We start from the raw sequence: 20582 nt of genomic DNA, 5'->3' as shown, positions 1-20582 counted from the left end.
CTAGCGTTCGGTTTCGGTTTCGCCGTTCTGTTCTGCCTCAGGCTCTTTGGCGGGTTCGCCGGCGTCGGGATCGAGGTCCTTCTCGGTGCGGAACATGAAGAAGAACACCACCCAACCGATGGCGGAGATGAAGATCCAGCTGACGAGCCGATAGATGAGCATCGCCGAGATCGCCGAGGCCAGTGTCATGCCCGACGACACCAGACCGGGCACCAGCACGGCCTCCACGACGAGCAGACCGCCCGGCATCAACGGGATCGTCCCCACCGCGCGGGCCGCCGCGTAGGCCACGGTGACCCCGGCCAGCGACGGGTTCCCGCCTGTCGCATAGCAGGCGAACGCCAGGCAGGCCACGTCGGCGACCCAGTTGAACATCGACCAGCTGAACGCCAGGCCGAGATCGCGCCTGCCCAGGCTGACCGATTCCAGTTGCTGCAGGATCTCGCGCCATTTCGCCAGGCCGGTGTCGGTTGGCTTGCCGCGCAACGAGTTCACCCACGACAGCACTTTCGCACCGATGCCGTCGATCAGTTCGGGCTTGGTCGCGACGGCCTGGCCGAGCAGGACGATGGCCAACAGCCCGCCCAGCGAAAAGATGAGCGACAGCGGGTTTTTGCTGGCACCCAGCAGAAATGCCCCGCCGAGGCCCAGCAGGGCCAGGCCAACGATCTGCAGTACGCCCGACATCACGAGCTGCCACGAGGCGATCAGGGGCGTGGCGCCCCAGATGCGCTGCTGGCGGTAGGTGAAGGTCGCCGACAGCACCGGGCCGCCCGGCATCGTGGTCGACAGGGCATTCGCCGCGTAGTACGCGGCCTCCGAGCGCCACTGCTTGACCTTCACCCCGGCCGACCGCAGCAGCGTCCGCTGGATCTGGGCAAAACTGTGAATCGAGGCCAGGGCGGCGACGACCGCGGCGAGCACCCACCACCAGTTCGCCGAGATCAGGCTCTTCCACGCCTTCGCCAACTGGTCCCACACGAGCGTCACTTCGACCGCGAGAACGGTGACCGCGACCGCGATGATCAACCAGCGGACCCACCAGTACTTGCCGCGCGTGGAGCCGGCCCGGTCGCGGGCAGTGTCCGCCGGCGCGTCGTGTGACACGCCCTACAGGGTAGCCGTGCAGGTCGCGCCGACATCGCCGCTCGGCGGGCGCGCCGCGGCTACGCTACCGACATGCTTTCGGATTCCGTTGCCGATGAGTCGGTGACGCCCCTGGTCCGCAAGACTGCAGCCTGGTCATGGCGTCTGTTGGTCATTCTGGCCGCGGTCGTGGCGTTGCTGTGGTTGGTCAAACGGCTCGAACTGCTCGTGGTGCCGGTGGCATTGGCCACCATGGTCACCGCGTTGCTCCTGCCTGCCGTCGACTTCATGGACCGCCGCGGCGCGCCGCGCGGATCCGCGGTCGCGCTCGTGCTGCTGGCCGGTATCGCGATCGTCGGCGGCATCCTCACGTTCGTCGTCACGCAGTTCATCCAGGGTGCACCCGACCTCGTGGAACAGATGACGCGCAGCATCGACGGCGTCCGCAACTGGTTGATCGACGGTCCGCTGCACCTGAGCCGAGAGCAGATCGACCAGGCGGGCAACACCGCGATCGAGGCGCTGCAGCGCAACCAGGAGCAGCTGACCACGGGTGCGTTGTCCACCGCGGGCACGCTCACCGAAGTGTTGACGGGCGCGCTGCTGACGCTGTTCACGCTGATCTTCCTGCTGCAGGGCGGGCGCAACATCTTCGCCTTCGTCACCAAGGTGTTCCCCGACCACGTTCGTGACCGCGTGCGCGATGCCGGCCGCGCCGGCTTTCACTCACTCGTGGGCTATGTGCGGGCGACGTTCCTCGTGGCGCTCGTCGACGCGGTGGGAATCGGCACCGGCCTGGCGATCATGGGTATCCCGTTGGCCCTGCCGCTCGCATCGCTGGTGTTCCTGGGTGCGTTCGTCCCGCTGGTCGGTGCCGTGGTGGCCGGGTTCTTCGCGGTGGTCGTCGCGCTGCTGTCAAAGGGTTTCGTGTACGCACTGATCACCCTGGGGTTGATCATCGCGGTTCAGCAACTGGAGGGGCACGTGTTGCAGCCGCTGGTGATGGGACGCGCGGTGTCGATCCATCCCCTGGCCGTCGTGCTCGCGATCGCGGGTGGCGGCGTCCTCGCCGGAATCGTCGGCGCCTTGCTGGCCGTCCCCGCGGTCGCGTTCCTCAACAGCTCGGCACGTGTGCTGCTGGCCCGCGATCCGGCCGCCGAAGAGGCCAGACAGGAAACCGAAGGCGAGACGATCCTTGAGGCGCCGTCGGACGATTTGTCCGAACGGGAGTAGCCGCGCCTACAGCCGGCCCTCGCGGCGCAGCAGGTCCTGCGCGCTCATCCCGCCGCCACGACGCTTGGGTTCGTCGGTCTCGCGGGTGTTGAGCTTCTCGGTTGCCGGGTCGGCACCCGCAGGCGGGCGCTGCGCGCTGAACGCCGTTGTGGGTGCGTTGTCGCCGGGCGCCTGACGTGACTGCGGCATGGCGCGCGTGGCGTCGGCTGACGGGCGTGGCGGTGGCGGTGGCGGCGGCGGTGCGCTCTTCGCCGGACCGTTCGCCGGACCACCGCGCAGTGCGCCCAACCACGATTCGATCTCGCGTTCCTCACGCGGGGTTCCAGGCGGCGGGGGCGGCGGCGGAGCCGGTTGTGCGCCGGGTCGCGGTGTGCGGGTCGTCGGGGCGTTGGCACTGCCCGTCGCGGTGTTGACCGCGCTGTTGACCGCATTGCGGACGGCGTTGCGTGCCATCGCGAACCGCGTGGTGGCCGGCTCCTCGGCCCGCTGCTGCGGCGGCGGACCGATGCGGACCGTGCCCGCGGCCGACGGCGCGTTGGTACGCATCGGCGGCGCCTGGCGGCTGGGATCGACGCCGGGATGCGTCGGGTCGTGCGGCCGGGGTGGCGGCGGCGGGGCGCCGACGCCAACCAGCGCACGCTCGTCGTCGGCCGGCTCACGTACGGTCGGACGCTTGCGCTCGTCGGGCAGTTCGGTCTCGCCGAGGCCGATCTTCTCCTGGATCCGCTTCATCCAGCGCGGCGCCCACCAGCAATCGTCGCCGAGCAGCTTCATGATCGCAGGCACCAGGAACATCCGGATGACGGTGGCGTCCAACAGAAGTGCGATGAGCAGACCGAACGCCAGGTACTTCATCATCACGAGGTCGGAGAACGCGAACGGGCCGGCGACGACGGCCAGGACCAGGGCGGCGCCGGTGATCAGCCGGCCCGTGGTCGCGGTACCGATCCGGATTGCCTCGGCGGTGGACATGCCGCGTTCGCGGGCCTCCACCATGCGGGACACCAGAAACACCTCGTAGTCCGTGGACAAGCCCCAGATCACCGCGATGATCAACCCGATCATCGGTGCCATGAGCGGCTGTGGTGTGTAGTTCAACAGGCCAGATCCATGGCCGTCGACGAACATCCAGGTGAGGATGCCCATCGTCGAGCCGAGGGTGAGCGCGCTCATCAATGCCGCCTTGATGGGCAGCACGATCGAGCCGAAGGCCAGGAACATCAGGACGGTCGTGGTGATGACCAGGATCGTCACCATCAACGGCAGCCGGGAGAACAGGCTGTGGATACTGTCCTGCTCCAGCGCGGGTGTACCACCGACATACACGGTGATGCCGTGCGGCGGTTGCAGCGCGCGCAACCCCTCGATATTCGTCGCCGCGTCACCGCGGTTCACCAGGCCGTTCTGGATCACCCGCACCGACGGGTCCTTCGATCCGCTGTCGGTGGCCGGACGTTCCTTCCACATGGCATCGGGATCGTTGTCGGGATCGGTGAACCCGGGGACGGTGAGCGCCTTCGCCCGCATGTCGGCGATCTGCGAGTCGGTGATCGGTTCGCCGTCCTCGCGCTGCATCACCATCGTGATCTGTTCGGTGCGGAAGCCGGGGAAGAGCTTGTCGAACTCCTCCTGGGACTGTCGCACGGAGTTGTCGGGCGGCAGGTACTTCTCGCTGATGCCCGCGAGCGTGAGCGAACCGATCGGTATGACGAGCAGAGTCATCACGACGAGGATCGGCGTGGCGAACGCGATGGGCCGTTTCATCACGACGTTGACCAGCTTGCCCCAGAAGCCCCTCTCGACTTCTTCGCGGGTCTTGGTCTTCTGGGTCTTCTCCGCGAACCAGTCGATGATGCGGCGCGAGAACGGCCAGTTGGCCAGGAACGGCACCTTGAGCAGCGTCGTGACGCCCAGTGCGTCGACACGGGCACCGAGAATGCCCAGAACCGCAGGCAGCACAGAGATCGACAGGATCGCGGCCAACATGACCGACGCGATGATCGCGTACGTGATCGATTTCAGGAAGCCGAGCGGGATCAGCAGCAGCGGCATCGATGATGCGACGATGATCACCGCGGAGAACGCCACCGTTCGGCCGGAGGTCATCACAGATCTTCGTACGGCCGCCTCGGTGTCATAGCCCTCAGCGAGTTCCTCCCGGAACCGGCTCACGATGAACAGCCCGTAGTCGATCGCGATACCCAAGCCCATCATCGTCACCACCGGCTGGGCGAAGAAGTGCACGGGTCCGAATTCGGCGGTGAGCCGCAGAATGCCCAATGCGCCGGCGATGGTCAGGCCGCCGATGATCGCGGGCAGGGCCGCGGCGACCGCGCCGCCGAACACGAAGAACAGCACGACGGCCACCAACGGGATGATGGCGATCTCGGCACGCTTCTGGTCGGTGCCGATTGTGCCGGTCAGTTCGCTCGCCAGCGGGTTGAGGCCCGCCAGTTTGATGTCACCGCCGTTGACCTGCTGCAGCTCGGGCTCGATGGCCTGGTAGTTCTTGAGGATTTCGTCGTCGTTGTCACCGTTGAGCGGCACGCTGATGAAGGTGTGACGCAAATCCTGCGTCTTCATCTGGCTGACCGTCGGGTCGGTGGTGTCGGGCGCTTTCAGCCATCCGACCCACCCGACGACCTGGTCCGGGTTGTCCTCGACGAATTTGTCCAGCTCTTCGGTGACCGATTTCTGCCAGGCCTTGTCGGTGACCTTCGTGTCGTCCGGCGGGGTCAGGATCGCCACGATGTGGCTGGTCCGGTCACGGCCGTACACCTCGTCGGCCAGCAGCGAGGCCTTGACGGACTGGCTGCCCTCGTCGTAGAAGCCACTCTGGGTGACGTTGTCGCCCAGACTCATCCCATAGACGCCGCCACCGAGGCAAAGCGCCACCATGACACCGATGACGATGTACCTGAACCGGTACACCGTTCGACCCCACCAGGCGAACACTTACGCTCCTAACTAAAAAACTTGTGTGACCCGCGTTTCGCACTCAACACGGTCGTTTGCAGTTGTTACACACGCGAGGTCAGTAGCGATGACAGCGGCCGGAACGGCTGCAGCCACGCACCCTGCTCGGGTAGCGAGTCCAGGCCGATCCGTGGCAGCGGTTCCCGGAAAACACCAGGAATGTCCTCCAGATCGACAAACTCCAAGGTATCCGACGCTAGCGCCCAGCTTGCATGTTCGCGAAATCCAAGCACCTGCACGGGTGTGCCCTCGTGGGCGATTTCCTCAAGCGGTTCCCGGAATGCCTGACCATCCGCCGAGGCGACCAACACCGCCGCAAGCCCTTCACTCCTCCGCAGGGCGATGTGGTCGAGCATGTCGCAGTCGACGTCGCTGTCGTCATCGATTTTCGGTTTTGCGAAGACTGCGAAACCCACGTTACGCAACGCCTCGACCCACGGACGCACAACATCCGCGCTACCTGGGGCGATGTTGGTGAAGACGGTGGCCTCGGGCTCAAGGGATACGGTCGCCTCGCCCTCGGCCGCGGCAGCCGCCGACAGGTCGGCGGTGTAGGTCAGCAGCCAGCGGCCCAACGCGTCGAAACGCGGCCGGTGCGCGGCGGTCGGGCGGCCCCCGAGGATCGAACCCAGCCCCATGTCGAGATTCGGTGCGTCCCAGACCAACAACACGCGCCGGACGCCGGTCCGCGCCTGTGAGACATCCTCGTTCAGGCCCTGGTCGATGTCGGGGGTCACAGTCACGGTCGCTTCTCCCAGACCAACTCGGCGACGTCGGTGCCGGCCAGGGCCTTGCGTTCGTACTTGGTGACGGGCCGTTGCACCGAGATGGGAAGCGCCGACCGCAGGTCGGCGCGACGCAGGAGCGGCTCGGCATCGCCGACCTCGGCGATGTGCTCGGCGTAGCCCATGTGGTCGGTGGCCGCATGCAGGATGCCGCCTGGTCGCAGTCGGTCGGCGATCAGCGCGACCGTCGCGGGCTGCAGGAGCCGCCGCTTGTGGTGGCGGGACTTGGGCCAGGGGTCCGGGAAGAACACCCGCACGCCCGTGAGTGATCCGCTGCCGAGCACGTGTTCGAGCACGTCGACACCATCTCCGCGGATCATGCGGATGTTCGTCACACCCTCGCGGTCGATGGCGGTCAGCAGCTGGGCCAGTCCCTTGCGGTACACCTCGACCGCGATCACGTCGAGATCCGGTTCAGCCTGCGCCATCGCCAACGTGGACGTGCCAGTCCCCGAACCGATCTCGAGGATCAGTGGAGCCGAGCGACCGAACCAGGCTTCGATGTCGAGGTCGGTCACCGGCTTGCCGTCGTCGTCGCGGGCCTGGATGCCCAATTCCGGCCACCGCCGGTCCCACGTGTTCTGCTGGCCGCCGGACAGCGTCGAGCGGCGGGTGCGAAAGCTCGTCACCCGCGGAAGGCGGTGGGCCGCGGCCGGTTCGCCGACGACATCGGACTCCGGAGTCGGTCCGCCGACGACATCGGACTCCGGAGTCGGTCCGCCGACGACATCGGACTCCGGAGTCGGTTCGCCGACGACATCGGACTCCGGAGTCGGTCCGCCGACGACATGAGACTTCGGCGCATGCATCCGTCCATCGTCGCCTATCGGCGGCGAAGTGCCCGCATCGTGGTACAGATTGATACCCAACAGTTGCCTTGAACTGTTAGGGCTCAAACATCCGTTCGCGAGCCCGTCCGGGACATGCCACGATTTTCAGCAGCAACCGGGCAGCTCACAGGGAAGGCCGCCAGATTTTCGCAGACGAGCTCAAGCGCTTTGCCGACCGCGACGGCGATCAGCGGTTGGCTCAGATCAGCGCGCAGGTGTCGGCCGATGTGACCGTTGCCGTCCACGGCCGCCGCGGCGTCGGTGTCAGTACTGTCGCCGGTGCGCTGACCGACTGCGGGGTCGCGGTGCGCGGCACCGGCGAAATCGCCGTTCTGGTGATCGCCGAAGTGCTCAAACCCGAGGATCACGCGAGTCTGGCCCGGCTGCGTCAGGACGGCGCTCCGGTGCTGATCGTGCTCAACAAAGCCGACCTCGCGGGGTCGGGTCCGGGTGGTCCGATGGCCACCGCCCGCCGCCGGGCCGATCAGTTGCGGCGGCCGGCCGGGGCCGCCGTCGTTCCGATGGTCGCGTTGCTCGCGGCTGCGCAGCCCGCGCCGCATCTGGTGCAGGCGCTGCGGGTGCTCGCGGCCGAGCCTGCCGACCTGACCTCACCCGACGCGTTCCTGCGGGCACCGCACAGCGTGCCGGTCGAGGTGCGCGGTCAGTTGTTGGAGGCGTTGGATCGGTTCGGCATCGCCCACGCCGCACTGGCCCTCAGTCGCGGCACCGACGCCGACGCGATGCCAGCGCTGTTTCGTCGGCTCAGCCAGGTCGATCAGGTGCTCGGCGCGCTGTCGGCCGCCGCCGCGCCGATTCGGTACCGCAGGGTGCGCCGTGCCGTCGCCGAACTGCGGGCGCTGCGAAGTGAGTCGGCCGCGCGATTCTTGGCCTGCGACGACACGGTGCTCGCGGTCATGGCGGCCGCCGTCGATGTCGTACAGGCCGCCGGGGTGGCGGTCGATCACGGTGACGGCAGGCAGGCGCACCTGCGCCGGGCTCGACACTGGCGGAACTACAGCCGCGGTCCGGTCAACGCACTTCATCGCAGTTGCGGTGCCGACATCGTGCGGGGCTCGCTGCGGCTCCTGGACGGCGTCCCCGACCACCGGGTCATCGGGCGGTGACTGGGGCGGATCCGGTCGAGGCCGCAGATGCCGTGGTCGCGGCGATCGACCCTGGGCTGAACTCGCCGGGCGTGGAATCCCGCGACGTGGTGCTGGTGGCCGGTCCGTGGCTGGCGGGGGCGAGCAGCGTGCTGGCGGCACTGCGGGAGCGGATGCCGGAGTACACGTTCGTCGAATCCACCGAGCTGCTCGCCGGTGAAGCCCCGACGGCGGTGGTTTTCGTGGTTTCAGCTGCTGCTGTGATCACCGAATCTGACTGTGCCCTGGTCGATCTGGTGTCGCGTTACACCGATCTGGTGGTGGGGGTGCTTTCGAAGATCGATGCGCATCGCGACTGGCGTGAGGTGTGTGAAGCCGACGCGGCCATTCTCGCCGAGCGGGCACCGCGCTATGCGCGGATGCCGTGGGTCGGGGTCGCGGCTGCCCCCGACCTCGGCGAGCCGCGGCTCGACGACCTCGTCGACCTCCTGTCGCAGCGGCTGGCCGACCCCGATCTTTTGCGCCGAAACAGGTTGCGCGCCTGGGAAACCCGGCTGGAGGCGGTGATCGGCCGGTATGAGGCCGACGGCTCGGGCGCCGACCGCAAGGCGCGCGTGGATGCGCTGCGCGAGCGTCGTAATGAGATCAACCGCAATCGCAGGCTGGCCAAGACCGAGCGCAGCATCGCGCTGCGCAGCCAGTTGCAGCAGGCCCGCCTTCAACTGGGCTATTTCGCGAGGAACCGGTGCAACTCGGTGCGCACCGAACTGCAGGAGGACATCGCCGGAGTCGGCAGGCGCCGTATCCCCGGGTTCGAGGCGTACGCGCGGCAGCGGGCCGGGGAGGTCGTGGCCGAGGTCGACGAGGGCGTCACCAAGCACCTCGGCGATGTCGCTGCCGAGCTCGATCTGACGCCGACCTCGGTCACGTCCGCGCCGCACGCACCCGATATCGCCGCGCCGCCGCTGAAATCCCGCACTTTGGAGACCCGGCTCATGCTGGTGCTCGGCATCGGTTTCGGCTTGGGCGTCGCATTGGCGGTCAGCCGTCTCCTGGCGGGGGCGGCGCCCCGGTTGGCCGTCGCGGGGCTGGTCGTCGGTGCCGTCGTGGGCCTGCTGCTGGCGGGGTGGGTGGTGAGCACCCGTGGTCTGTTGCATGACCGGGCCGTCCTGGACCGCTGGGTGAACGACGCGACCACTGATCTGCGGTCGAGTGTGGAGGAGCTCGTCGCGACCAGGGTGCTCGCGGCCGAAACCGCGCTCACCACCGAGCTGGCCGCACGTGACGAGGCTGAGAGCGCGACCGCGGGCGAACAGATCGCCGCGATCGATGCCGAGCTGCGTGAGCACGCGGTCGCGACGGCCCGCGCGGCCGCCCAACGCGACCGCAGGATCCCGCCGCTGCGGCGCGCACTGGAGGCTGTTCGGGCCGAGCTGTATGCCGATTCGGGCGCTACTGACGAGTAACCGGCTTCTTACGTAAAACTGAATCGTTCCTGTGAGTCATCGGACATAGCACTGGTTCACTCTGGGTATGTCACCCGCGTTAACCTCTACCCAAAGGGGCAGCCGTGACCGCGTCGTGACGTGGCTTGGGTATCCACTCACGTTCGACAAAAAAATCCTACGCAGGAGAATTCGATGACCTCAGCGACCATTCCGGGTCTGGACACCGCACCGACCAAACATGAAGGACTGCTGGCCTGGGTTCAGGAGGTCGCAGAGCTGACACAACCCGACCGGGTGGTCTTCGCCGACGGCTCCGATGAGGAGTACGAGCGGCTCACCGCGCACCTCGTCGATGCGGGCACCTTCCAGAAGCTCAACGACGAGAAGCAACCGAATTCTTACCTAGCCCTCTCCGATCCCTCTGATGTCGCGCGCGTGGAATCCCGGACCTTCATCTGCTCGCAGCGCGAGATCGACGCAGGCCCGACCAACAACTGGATGGACCCGGCCGAGATGCGCGAGATCATGACCGGCCTGTACCGGGGCTCGATGCGCGGCCGGACCATGTGGGTGGTGCCGTTCTGCATGGGCCCGCTGGACGCCGAGGACCCCAAGCTGGGTGTCGAGATCACCGACTCCGAGTACGTCGTGGTCTCCATGCGCACCATGACCCGCATGGGCAAGGCCGCGCTGGAGAAGATGGGTGACGACGGATTCTTCGTCAAGGCGCTGCACTCGATCGGCGCGCCGCTGGAGCCCGGTCAGGCCGACGTGCCGTGGCCGTGCAACGACACGAAGTACATCACCCACTTCCCCGAGACCCGCGAGATCTGGAGTTACGGCTCGGGCTACGGCGGCAACGCCCTGCTCGGCAAGAAGTGCTACTCGCTGCGCATCGCATCGGCCATGGCCCACGACGAGGGCTGGCTCGCCGAGCACATGCTGATCGTCAAGCTGATCTCCCCGGAGAACAAGGCCTACTACATCGCGGCCGCGTTCCCGTCGGCGTGCGGCAAGACCAACCTCGCGATGCTGCAGCCCACGATTCCGGGCTGGCGGGCCGAGACCGTCGGCGACGACATCGCGTGGATGCGCTTCGGCAAGGACGGCCGGCTCTACGCCACCAACCCCGAGTTCGGCTTCTTCGGCGTCGCGCCGGGCACCAACTGGGACTCGAACCCCAACGCGATGAAGACCATCGCCAAGGGCAACACCGTGTTCACCAACGTCGCCAAGACCGACGACGGTGACGTGTGGTGGGAGGGCCTCGAGGGCGATCCCGACCACCTGATCGACTGGAAGGGCCAGGACTGGTACCGCGAGTCGGAGGACAAGGCGGCGCACCCGAACTCGCGCTACTGCACCCCGATCGCCCAGTGCCCGACGCTCGCCCCCGAATGGGATGATCCGCAGGGCGTTCCGATCTCGGCGATCCTGTTCGGCGGCCGCCGCAAGACCACGGTTCCGCTGATCACCGAGGCGCGCGACTGGCAGCACGGCGTGTTCATCGGCGCGACGCTCGGCTCCGAGCAGACCGCGGCCGCCGAGGGCAAGGTCGGCACCGTGCGGCGCGACCCCATGGCGATGCTGCCGTTCCTGGGTTACAACGTCGGCGACTACTTCCAGCACTGGATCAACATCGGCAAGAACGCCGACGAGTCCAAGCTGCCCAAGGTGTTCTTCGTCAACTGGTTCCGCCGTGGCGACGACGGCCGGTTCCTCTGGCCGGGCTTCGGTGAGAACAGCCGCGTGCTCAAGTGGGCCATCGAGCGCATCGAGCACAAGGCTGACGGCCGGTCGACCCCGATCGGCATCGTGCCGTCGGCCGCCGACCTCGACCTGAGCGGTCTCGACGTCGACGCCGCCGACGTGGATGAGGCGCTCGCCGTCAATCCCGACGAATGGCGCGCCGAGCTTCCGCTGATCGAGGAGTGGTTCGAGTTCGTCGGCGAGAAACTGCCGACTGGCATCAAGGACGAATTCGACGCGCTCAAGCACCGCCTGGCCGAGTAGGTTTCTCCGCGAGCGTGCGTGTCTGCTGGTAGGCACGCCGCAGCACGTCGGCATTCTGCGCACCCTCGTGGATTCACGAGGGTGCGCTTTTGCGTGCGGCGACGAAAACGTTGCGCGCCACGTCAGTAACCTGGTGGCGATTTTCGACGCCGATCTCCGCCATGGCGTTACCGGTGGACGACGTCGTCACTCGTAGTGGTACCGCGCCTGCAGGATCTGCAGGTCGTCATTGACGACGCGGTGGACAAGCCCGTATTTCAGTGGCTCGGGTTTGCCGATCCCTTCATACGGAGATCGGCAGGTATCCGCGATCAACCGGTTTGTCCGTTTGAGTGAAGTCCTGTCGGCGGTCTGCCAATTCAGGTAGTCGTTCCGCGCCTGCGGGACGAAGACGATGTTCACTCCCCAGTATCGAGTTCCGCTCGGACACCGCGGCCCTTGTCCAAGGCATCGGCGGCGTCGATTAGCCGGCGCGCGTTCGCCGGGGAACGGAAAAGGTACGGGAAATGGGCACCACTACATGGGCGCTCGCAATGCGCGCTTTAGTGACCGGCCCACTTGACACCTGTCAAGTGGCGCCGGTTACAGTCGGCTCATGCAGATCCGCGAGCACGCCAAGGCCAGCCCGGACAAGCCGGCCATCATCCTCTATCCATCGGGAACCGTCGTCACGTTCGGTGAGCTGGAGGCCCGCGCCAACCGGCTGGCTCACTACTTCCGCGCGCATGGGCTGCGCGAGGGTGATGTGGTCGCGATCCTCATGGAGAACAACGAGCACATCCACGCCGTGATGTGGGCGGCACGGCGCAGCGGCCTGTACTACGTGCCCATCAACACGCATCTGACACCCGCCGAGGCGGCATACATCGTCGACAACAGCGGCGCGAAGGCGATCGTCGGCTCGGCCGCGCTCACCGACGTCCTGAGCGGTCTCGAAGGCGAACTGCCCAATGGCCTGCCCGACATCCTGCTGATCGCCGACGGTGACCTCGACGGCTGGCAGCGGTACCCGCAAGCCGTTGCCGATCAGCCCGATACGCCGATCGACGACGAGATGGACGGCGATCTGCTGCAGTACTCGTCGGGCACCACTGGACGGCCCAAAGGCATCAAACGTGAACTCCCGCATGTGCCGCCGTCGGAGACCCCCGGCATGATGGCGGCGCTCGTCGGATTCTGGATGCACCCCGATGCGGTGTATCTGAGCCCGGCGCCGCTGTATCACACCGCGCCGTCGGTGTGGTCGATGCAGGTGCAGGCCGGCGGCATCACGACCGTCGTGCTGGAGAAGTTCGACGCCGAAGGCACGCTCGACGCCATCCAGAAGCACGGTGTCACGCACGGCCAGTTCGTCCCCGTCATGTTCACGCGCATGCTGAAACTGCCCGATTCCGTGCGCAATTCGTATGACCTGTCGAGTCTGCAGCGCATCATGCATGCCGCGGCACCGTGCCCCGTGGAGATCAAGAAGCAGATGATCGACTGGTGGGGACCGATCGTCGACGAGTACTACGCGTCCTCGGAAGCCATTGGCGCGACACTGATCACCGCCGAGGAGTGGCTGACGCATCCCGGTTCGGTGGGCAAGGCCATGACGAGCGTCGTGCACATCCTCGACGAGGACGGCAACGAGCTGCCGCCGGGCCAGGCCGGTGAGATCTACTTCGAGGGCGGTCAGGACTTCGAATACCTCAACGACGCCGAGAAGACCGCATCGTCGCGGGACTCGCACGGCTGGAAGACGGTGGGCGACATCGGTTATGTCGACGAGGACGGGTATCTGTACCTGACCGACCGGCGCCACCACATGATCATCTCGGGCGGGGTCAACATCTACCCGCAGGAAGCCGAGAACATGCTCGTCGTCCACCCGAAGGTGATGGACGCCGCGGTGTTCGGTGTCCCGGACGACGAGATGGGCCAGAGCGTCAAGGGTGTGGTGCAGACGGTCGACCCATCCGACGCCACACCGGAGTTCGCCGAGGAACTGATGGTCTGGCTCCGGGAGCGCCTGTCGCACTACAAGTGCCCGCGGTCCATCTCGTTCGAAGAGCAGCTGCCCCGCACCGACACCGGCAAGCTGTACAAGCAGGAGCTGATCAAGAAGTATTCATGACGTGATCGAGCTGCCCGGCGGCATCCGCGTCAGCACCGAAACTCCGGACGAGGACGCCACGTTCACGCTCACCGAGGGCACGACCGACCAGCGCACGGTGATCGTGGTCGAGTCGGTCGAGCAGACACTTGCCGAACTGTCCGAGCGGTGCGCGACATGGCCCCAAGCCGCCGCGGTGTGCGACGACGTCCTGCGCAGTGTGGACGTCGCCGCACCCGCGTTCGGTGGCGTGATCACCGAATCGCTGGCCTACTCGACCCTGCAGTCCGGACCGGAGTTCGCCCGCTGGCTCGCCGAACGCGGACCGGCGACCGTGCCCGCGCTACCCGACCCGGTGCAGGCCAGTCGTGACGGCAACACGCTGCACGTCCGCTTCAACCGGCCGCAGCGGCACAACGCGTTCTCCACCGACGCGAGGGCCGCACTTCTGGAGGCCCTTGATGTCGCCCGGCTCGACCCGTCCGTCGACGAGGTCGTGCTCGGCGGCAACGGCCGATCCTTCTGCAGCGGTGGCGATCTCGCCGAGTTCGGCTCGTTCGCCGACCCGGCCAGCGCCCACCTCGCCCGCACCCGCCACAGCCCCGCGCTGGTGCTCGACGAACTCACCGCGAGGCTGGGCGGGCGCTGCCGCGCCGAGGTGCACGGCCAGGTGCTGGGCAGCGGGCTCGAGATGGCCGCCTACTGCGGCCGGGTGAGCTGCGACCCGCAGGCCACGCTCGGACTGCCCGAACTCGCGCTCGGCCTGATCCCCGGTGCGGGCGGCACGGTCAGCATCACGCGCCGAATCGGCCGCTGGCGCACCGCGTTTCTCGTGCTGTCGGGCCGCACGATCGACGCGGCAACGGCACACGCGTGGGGACTGGTCGACGAGATCGTCAGCGTTGGCGGGCCGGCCTGATGATCAACTCGTTGACGTCGACCTCGGGCGACTCGTTCACGGCGTAGGACACCGCGCGGGCGATCGCGTCGGGCGGGATCGAAGCGGCGCGGTAAGTCAGCATCGCTTCTGCGGCCGTCGGATCGGTGATGGTATCGGCGAGTTCGGATTCCACGACGCCGGGCGAGACCGTGGTGACACGGATGGCGGGGTCGAGTTCCTGTCGCAGGCCCTCGGTGATGGCCCAGGCGGCGTACTTCGTCGCGCAGTAGACCGCCCCGGTGGGCACCACCTGATGCGCTCCGATCGACGCCATGGTGACGAAGTGGCCGTGGCCCTGACGCTGGAAGTGCGGCAGCGCGGCGGCGATGCCGTTGAGCAGCCCGCGGATGTTGACGTCGATCATGGTGTCCCACTCGTCGGCCAGCAGTGCGTCGAGCCGCGAAAGCGGCATCACACCGGCGTTGTTGACGATCACGTCGATGCGCCCGTGCTCCGACACCGCCCAGTCGACGAACGACACCACGTCGGCCCGATCGGTGACGTCGAGGCGGCGCACCGCCAGGTTGTCGCGCGCCAGCGCGGCGAGGCGGTCCTCGCGGCGTGCGCCGCCGATGACGTGGTGGCCTTCGGCTGCGAGGCGCGTCGCGATGGCCGCGCCGATGCCGCTGGTGACTCCGGTGACGAGGATGATCTTGGATTCGTTCATGCCTGTCAGGCTGCCGCGTCGCGCGATGGTCAACCAGGGTGCAGCGCACCCAGGCACCGCGTGCATGCCACGCCTACTGTGGCGGTATGACCGAACTCGGCGACTATCTGCGCAGCAGGCGAGCGTTGGTGGGTCCCGCCGAGGTGGGTCTCACGAGCGTGGGACACCGGCGCGTGCCGGGGCTGCGGCGTGAGGAGGTTGCGCTGCTGGCAGGCGTCAGTGTCGACTACTACGTGCGGCTCGAACAGGGCCGGGAGCGCTCGCCGTCCGCGCAGGTGCTCGATGCGCTCGCGGCCGCGTTGCGTCTCGACGACGACGGCCGCGGTCACCTGTTCCGCGTGGCCGGACTGGCGCCGCGTCCTCGGAGTGTCCGGACGGCTGATCGCGTCGATCCCGCGCTGCTGCGTCTCATGGCGGCCTGGCCGGACAACCCCGCGTTGATCTACAACCGGGCCATCGACGTGCTGGCCGCCAACCCGCTGGCAGACGCGCTGTTCGGCGACTTCGGCTCGGCAGGCAATCTGATGCTGCTGGTGTTCACCGAGCCAAGGGCCCGCCGGTTCTATGCCGACTGGCCAGACATCGCGGCCAATTCGGTGGCCGCGTTTCGCCGCAACCATGGCATGGCGCCACACGATCCGCGGGTTGCGGCCGTACTCAACGAACTGCTCGACCGCAGCCCCGAGTTCGCAGAGCTGTGGGCGAAGCACGACGTTCGGGGTAAGTCGTTCGCGGCCAAGACCTTTCACCATCCGGATGTCGGCACGCTGACGTTGGAGATGCAAACGTTCGACGTGCGATCGGCGCCGGGGCAGGAATTGGTGGTCTATCAGGCCGAGCCCGGCACCGCGAGCGCCGATGCGCTGAAGCTTCTGGGCAGCCTGGCTGCCTCGGTCGGCATGTGAATAGCATGTGAATCCGTGACTGCACATGGCCAGATCTCCGGGGGTCCGTACTTCGACGACCTGGAAGTAGGCCAGGTATTCGACACCGCGCCGTCGATGACGCTTACCGCGGGTGCCGCAGCCGCCCACCAGGCGATCATCGGAGACCGCATGCGGCTGGCGCTCGACGCGGAACTGGCCGCGGCGGTGACCGGTGCGCCCGGTCCGCTTGCCCACCCTGCGCTGGTCTGCGACATTGCGATCGGGCAGAGCACGCTTGTGACGCAACGGGTGAAAGCCAATCTCTTCTATCGAGGGCTGGCGTTCCACCGCTATCCCGTCATCGGTGACACGTTGTTCACCCGCACCGAAGTGGTTGGGCTCAAGCAGAACTCGGCCAAGCCCGGGCGTGCGCCGACGGGTTTGGCGGCGTTGCGCATGACGACCGTGGACCAGGCCGAACGGCTCGTGTTGGACTTCTATCGGTGCGCCATGCTGCCGCTGTCCGACGGAGCCGGCGACACCGGTCATACCGACGACCTGACGGAAATCGGCACCGACGCTGCACCTGACCCGACGGCGGGTTGGGACGCCGACGCATACCGGGCGAGAGTTCCTGGCCCGCACTTCGACCCCGAGTTGGCAGGAACGGTTTTGCACAGCACGGCCGACGTGGTCTCGAGTGCTCCGGAACTTGCTCGATTGACGCTGAACATCGCTGCCACGCATCATGACTGGCGCGCGGGCGGCAAGCGGCTCGTCTACGGTGGGCACACAATCGGGCTGGCGTTGGCGCAGGCCAGCCGACTGTTGCCGAACCTGGTCACGGTGCGGGGCTGGGAATCGTGCGATCACACCGGTCCGGTACACGAAAATGACACGCTGTTCAGCGAACTGCACGTTGAGTCGGCCGAAGCCGGTGTGCTGCGGCTGCGCTCGCTCGTGTTCGCGGCGGCCGGTCCCGACGACGCAGCGGACCGCCAGGTGCTCGACTGGCGGTTCACCGCGTTGTTGTTCTGAGGGACGGGTCTGATGAATTCAGCGGTGCTCGCCACGGCCCAACGGGTCGCAGACGCGTTCACCGCGTGCACTGGAGTCGCCCTCGACGCCGCCGAGATCGTCACCGGCCGCGCGGCCCTGCTCGGGTTGGCGCCATCCGGCGGCATCTCGGCGGGCGGCGCCACCCGGCTGCTGCAGGGCAGCGACGGTTGGGGCGCGTTGACGTTGTCGCGGCCGGATGACATCGCGGCCGTACCCGCCCTCGTCCACACCGAGACGGTGGGCGGTGACCCATGGCAGGCCGTCGAGGAATGGGCGGCCCGCCACGACGCCGCAGAGCTGGCCGAGCGAGCCCGGCTACTCGGCCTGCCGGCAGCCGTGCTCGGCGAAACCGGCGCCGCGCCACCACGTATAGCCCGCGTGGGCGACCGGGCCCCCGCCCGGCCGCTCACGGGCCTGCTGGTCGCCGATCTGTCGTCGATGTGGGCCGGGCCGCTGTGCGGTCAGCTGCTGCGGCAAGCCGGCGCCACCGTGGTGAAGGTCGAAAGCCCGAGCCGGCCGGACGGTACGCGCGCTGGGCCTGCGGTGTTCTTCGACTGGATGAACTCTGGAAAGCTCTCTTACGCAGTCGAGTTCGACGACATCGGACCGCTGCTTGAGGTGGCCGACGTGGTGATCGAAGCGTCGCGCCCCAGCGCACTCACCCGCCGCGGCCTCGGCCCGCAATCGGCGAGTCCACGTGCGGGGCGGGTGTGGTTGCGCATCACCGGGCATGGCACCACCGGCGAACGCGCCGACTGGGTGGCATTCGGCGACGACGCCGCGGTGTCGGGCGGTCTGGTCGAATACCGAGGCGGTGCACCGATTTTCACCGGCGACGCGATCGCCGACCCGCTCACCGGTATACATGCTGCGCTTGCCGTCGTGGAATCGTGTGCGCGCGGCGGCGGCGAGCTCATCGAGTTCGCGATGGCCGCGCTGGCCGCCGAGTACGCGCCGCTCGCCGGCGATGGCGATGCGGTTGACGCGGTTGCGCCGCCGTCGTCGCCGCCGGGGCCCGCGCTGGGAGCCGGCGATGCTGAGGTGCGCCGGCTGATATCCGAACGTTGGGCGCCACCATGCTGATTCGGCGTGCCAGGCTGATCGACGGAACCGTCGTCGACATCCGGGTCGGCGAGCGGATCGAACAGGTCGCCCCGTCGTTGCCGGGGAGTGAACCGGTGCTGGATGCGGCCTTCGGCACCGTCATCCCGGGACTGCACGATCATCATGTGCACGTGTACTCGGCTGCCGCCGAACAGGATTCGGTTCGGGTCGGCCCGAACGACGTCCGGGATGCCGCTCGGCTGCGTCACGTGCTGTCGCGCGCGAAGCCTGGCGGTGACGGCTGGATCAGGGCGGTCGGCTATCACGAAGTGGTCGCCGGACCGCTGGACCGGCATCGGCTCGACGAGCTGACCTCGACCGTGCCGGTGCGGGTACAGCATCGCAGCGGCGTGTTGTGGATCCTGAACTCGGCCGGGCTGGCTGCCGTCGGGCGACCCGATCACCCCGACGGCAGACTGCGCAGCGCCGACCCCACGTGGGCCGAGCCGTTGCAGCGCAGACAAATTCAGGTGGCTGAGTTCAGCGACCGGCTGGCTCGGTATGGCGTCACCGCAGTCACCGACGCCACGCCGGATCTCGATGCCCTGCCGACGGGCCTGCACCAACGGGTTTACAGGCTCGCGCCGGGTAAACGCATTCTGCACGACGAGGACCTCGATCTCGATGCCCTGACGGCGTGGATCGGCCGGCGCCACGACGATGGCCAACCCGTTGCGATCCACTGTGTCACCGCAGCCCAACTCATCGTCACGATCGCGGCGCTGCGCGTCGCCGGAGCCCATCCCGCCGACCGCATCGAACACGCGGCAATGGTTCCCGCCGACTGTATCGCCGACCTCGTCGAACTCGGGGTGACAGTGGTGACTCAACCGAACTTCGTCGCGGAGCGCGGCGACGAGTACCGCACCGACATCGCCGACGCCGAGCAGGACCAGCTGTGGCGCCTGGCCACGCTGTTGTCCGCAGGCATCCCGGTCGCGCTGTCCACCGATGCCCCGTTCGGCGCAGCGGACCCGTGGGCGGCGATGCGCGCGGCCGTCCATCGCAGAACGCCGCGGGGCGCGGTGTTGAACCCGGCCGAACGCGTACCGGCGCGCACGGCGCTCGAGTTGTTCTGGGGTGCGGCGGAACGCCCGGCGATGCCGCGGTCGGTCGCGGTGGGCCAGCCCGGTGATCTCTGCGTGCTGTCGGCACCGCCGGCGCAGGTGCTCGAGGAACTGGACGCGGGGTTGGTGGCGGCCACCATCATCGGCGGTGCCGTGGTGTTTGCCCGGTGAACGTATGGCGCACCCCGGGCATGCCTGCCCTGTTGGCGTCGGCTGCGCTCGGGTTCACCGGATTCGCGTTGCTGTTGCCCGTCGCGCCGATGTGGGCAGTGCACATCGGCGCCGACAATCTCGGCGCCGGCCTGGTCAACAGCGTGCTGATGGGCTGCACGGTGGTGGCGCAGCTGCTGGCCGGGCGCCTGCTGAAGCGCGTCGGCGCGCCGGTGATCCTGGCCATCGGCCTCGTCCTGTTGGGCGCACCCGCGCTGCTGCACATGGCTGCGGGTTCGCTGTGGGCGGTTCTACTGCTGGCGGCCCTGCGCGGATTCGGTTTCGGCATACTCACCGTGACCGGCGTCGACGGCATCGCGGGCCTGGTGCCGCAGGAGTATCGGGGCCGCGCGGTCGGAGCGTACGGACTGGCCATCGCCGCACCGCAATTCGTCCTCACGCCGGCCGCGCCGTGGCTGGCCGAGCACGTCGGCTTCGAGCTGGTGTTCGTGCTCGCGGCCGCCCCGCTGCTGGCGGTACCACTCGCACTGGCGTTCACCCGATCGGTGCCGACGCCGCCGCGCGCGACCGATGATCGGCTCGTGGTCAGTCGCGGTCTGCTCGGCTCGATCGCGGCGCTCGTGGTGATCACCGCCTCGGGTGGCGCGATCCTCACGTTCGCACCGCAATTCGGCGGTGCGGAGGTGGCATTCGGCGCGCTCCTGGGTCTGACGGGGGCGGCGGCGTTGAGCCGATGGCTGGTCGGCGGTGTGGCGGACCGCATCGGCCCCGCCAAGTTCATCGATCCGATGCTGTACCTGGGGGCCATCGGCCTGGGGGCGGTCGCATTCGGGATCGGCTCGCACGGCTTGCTCGTCATCGCGGGTTCGGTCCTGGTCGGCGTGGCCTACGGCTCGCTGCAGAATGTCACGCTCGTGCAGGCGTTCGCCGCGTCTGGCGAACACGCCCGGCGAGCTGTGAGTGTGGTCTGGAATGTGGGGTTCGATGCGGGAACCGGTCTGGGTGCGCTGGCCGTCGGCGCGCTGGCCACCTCGTATTCGTTTCCCACGGCGTTCGCGGCAATGACCGCCGGATGTGTCGTGATCGGGGTCGTCTGGACCGTCGGCCGCCGATTGTGAGCGGTCGGCAACGGGTAAACC

General features: G+C 67.8%; 17 protein-coding genes. 11 read left to right on the top strand and 6 right to left on the bottom strand.

Annotated elements, in window-relative coordinates; genetic code table 11:
• Entirely contained in the window at positions 1 to 1107 is a 1107-nt protein-coding gene (locus tag ACRCUN_RS27475; RefSeq protein WP_462144779.1) for a lysylphosphatidylglycerol synthase transmembrane domain-containing protein, read from the bottom strand.
• Between the two features lie 72 nt (positions 1108 to 1179).
• Here ACRCUN_RS27475 and ACRCUN_RS27470 point away from each other — a divergent pair, with 72 nt between their 5' ends.
• On the top strand, positions 1180 to 2319 hold the full coding sequence (locus ACRCUN_RS27470; RefSeq protein ID WP_462144778.1) for an AI-2E family transporter: 1140 nt from the start codon (positions 1180 to 1182) through the stop codon (positions 2317 to 2319).
• 6 nt (positions 2320 to 2325) lie between these two features.
• Here ACRCUN_RS27470 and mmpL3 read toward each other — a convergent pair whose 3' ends face one another.
• From mmpL3 to trmB, 3 genes are all read right to left on the bottom strand, one after another.
• Positions 2326 to 5274, bottom strand: coding sequence for a trehalose monomycolate exporter MmpL3 (mmpL3, locus tag ACRCUN_RS27465; protein ID WP_462144777.1), 2949 nt, complete (start codon positions 5272 to 5274; stop codon positions 2326 to 2328).
• Positions 5275 to 5339: 65 nt separating this feature from the next.
• Positions 5340 to 6020 (bottom strand): NYN domain-containing protein, encoded by a 681-nt coding sequence (locus tag ACRCUN_RS27460; protein WP_462144804.1) that lies wholly within the window; start codon positions 6018 to 6020, stop codon positions 5340 to 5342.
• Between the two features lie 14 nt (positions 6021 to 6034).
• Complete coding sequence (trmB, locus tag ACRCUN_RS27455; RefSeq protein ID WP_462144803.1) at positions 6035 to 6907, bottom strand: tRNA (guanosine(46)-N7)-methyltransferase TrmB; 873 nt, start codon at positions 6905 to 6907, stop codon at positions 6035 to 6037.
• Positions 6908 to 7104: 197 nt separating this feature from the next.
• Here trmB and ACRCUN_RS27450 point away from each other — a divergent pair, with 197 nt between their 5' ends.
• The 3 genes from ACRCUN_RS27450 to ACRCUN_RS27440 all read left to right on the top strand — a co-directional run bounded on the left by ACRCUN_RS27450 (position 7105) and on the right by ACRCUN_RS27440 (position 11474).
• Positions 7105 to 8034: a hypothetical protein gene (locus ACRCUN_RS27450; protein ID WP_462144776.1), complete on the top strand. Its 930-nt coding sequence runs from the start codon at positions 7105 to 7107 to the stop codon at positions 8032 to 8034.
• The gene (locus tag ACRCUN_RS27445) at positions 8031 to 9479 is read left to right on the top strand and encodes a hypothetical protein (RefSeq protein ID WP_462144775.1); all 1449 of its coding nucleotides are present in this window, start codon (positions 8031 to 8033) and stop codon (positions 9477 to 9479) included. Before ACRCUN_RS27450 ends, ACRCUN_RS27445 begins: the two co-directional genes overlap by 4 nt.
• 174 nt (positions 9480 to 9653) lie before the next feature.
• Positions 9654 to 11474: a phosphoenolpyruvate carboxykinase (GTP) gene (locus ACRCUN_RS27440; RefSeq protein ID WP_462144774.1), complete on the top strand. Its 1821-nt coding sequence runs from the start codon at positions 9654 to 9656 to the stop codon at positions 11472 to 11474.
• Between the two features lie 186 nt (positions 11475 to 11660).
• On the opposite strand, the gene ACRCUN_RS27435 is transcribed toward ACRCUN_RS27440, so the two are convergent.
• On the bottom strand, positions 11661 to 11876 hold the full coding sequence (locus tag ACRCUN_RS27435) for a Txe/YoeB family addiction module toxin (RefSeq protein WP_462144773.1): 216 nt from the start codon (positions 11874 to 11876) through the stop codon (positions 11661 to 11663).
• 193 nt (positions 11877 to 12069) lie between these two features.
• Here ACRCUN_RS27435 and fadD4 point away from each other — a divergent pair, with 193 nt between their 5' ends.
• Both fadD4 and ACRCUN_RS27425 read left to right on the top strand, forming a co-directional pair.
• On the top strand, positions 12070 to 13590 hold the full coding sequence (gene fadD4 / locus ACRCUN_RS27430; RefSeq protein ID WP_462144772.1) for a fatty-acid--CoA ligase FadD4: 1521 nt from the start codon (positions 12070 to 12072) through the stop codon (positions 13588 to 13590).
• A 4-nt stretch (positions 13591 to 13594) separates the two neighbouring features.
• Entirely contained in the window at positions 13595 to 14488 is an 894-nt protein-coding gene (locus ACRCUN_RS27425; RefSeq protein WP_462144802.1) for an enoyl-CoA hydratase/isomerase family protein, read from the top strand.
• On the opposite strand, the gene ACRCUN_RS27420 is transcribed toward ACRCUN_RS27425, so the two are convergent.
• On the bottom strand, positions 14466 to 15176 hold the full coding sequence (locus ACRCUN_RS27420; protein ID WP_462144771.1) for an SDR family oxidoreductase: 711 nt from the start codon (positions 15174 to 15176) through the stop codon (positions 14466 to 14468). The two genes, ACRCUN_RS27425 and ACRCUN_RS27420, sit on opposite strands and share 23 nt — an antisense overlap.
• A gap of 86 nt (positions 15177 to 15262) precedes the next feature.
• Between ACRCUN_RS27420 and ACRCUN_RS27415 the strand changes: the two genes are divergently transcribed.
• The 5 genes from ACRCUN_RS27415 to ACRCUN_RS27395 are packed head-to-tail and all read left to right on the top strand — an operon-like array spanning position 15263 to position 20561.
• Positions 15263 to 16081: a helix-turn-helix domain-containing protein gene (locus tag ACRCUN_RS27415; RefSeq protein ID WP_462144770.1), complete on the top strand. Its 819-nt coding sequence runs from the start codon at positions 15263 to 15265 to the stop codon at positions 16079 to 16081.
• 15 nt (positions 16082 to 16096) lie between these two features.
• On the top strand, positions 16097 to 17080 hold the full coding sequence (locus tag ACRCUN_RS27410) for a hotdog family protein (RefSeq protein WP_462144769.1): 984 nt from the start codon (positions 16097 to 16099) through the stop codon (positions 17078 to 17080).
• A 12-nt stretch (positions 17081 to 17092) separates the two neighbouring features.
• Positions 17093 to 18184: a CoA transferase gene (locus tag ACRCUN_RS27405; protein ID WP_462144768.1), complete on the top strand. Its 1092-nt coding sequence runs from the start codon at positions 17093 to 17095 to the stop codon at positions 18182 to 18184.
• Entirely contained in the window at positions 18178 to 19443 is a 1266-nt protein-coding gene (locus tag ACRCUN_RS27400) for an amidohydrolase family protein (RefSeq protein ID WP_462144767.1), read from the top strand. The genes ACRCUN_RS27405 and ACRCUN_RS27400 overlap by 7 nt, the downstream gene beginning before the upstream one ends.
• Complete coding sequence (locus ACRCUN_RS27395; RefSeq protein WP_462144766.1) at positions 19440 to 20561, top strand: MFS transporter; 1122 nt, start codon at positions 19440 to 19442, stop codon at positions 20559 to 20561. The genes ACRCUN_RS27400 and ACRCUN_RS27395 overlap by 4 nt, the downstream gene beginning before the upstream one ends.
• Positions 20562 to 20582 lie beyond the last annotated feature (21 nt).

The sequence above is a fragment of the Mycobacterium venezuelense genome (genome assembly GCF_054919535.1).
Note: the sequence above shows the minus strand (reverse complement) of the source record. Positions and strands in the feature narration are given on the sequence as shown.

Coding starts and splice junctions, on each gene's coding strand:
- ACRCUN_RS27470 (WP_462144778.1), top strand. CDS start 1,180: ATGCTTTCGGATTCCGTTGCCGATGAGTCGGTGACGCCCCTGGTCCGC.
- ACRCUN_RS27440 (WP_462144774.1), top strand. CDS start 9,654: ATGACCTCAGCGACCATTCCGGGTCTGGACACCGCACCGACCAAACAT.
- fadD4 (WP_462144772.1), top strand. CDS start 12,070: ATGCAGATCCGCGAGCACGCCAAGGCCAGCCCGGACAAGCCGGCCATC.
- ACRCUN_RS27420 (WP_462144771.1), bottom strand. CDS start 15,176: ATGAACGAATCCAAGATCATCCTCGTCACCGGAGTCACCAGCGGCATC.
- ACRCUN_RS27415 (WP_462144770.1), top strand. CDS start 15,263: ATGACCGAACTCGGCGACTATCTGCGCAGCAGGCGAGCGTTGGTGGGT.
- ACRCUN_RS27405 (WP_462144768.1), top strand. CDS start 17,093: ATGAATTCAGCGGTGCTCGCCACGGCCCAACGGGTCGCAGACGCGTTC.
- ACRCUN_RS27400 (WP_462144767.1), top strand. CDS start 18,178: ATGCTGATTCGGCGTGCCAGGCTGATCGACGGAACCGTCGTCGACATC.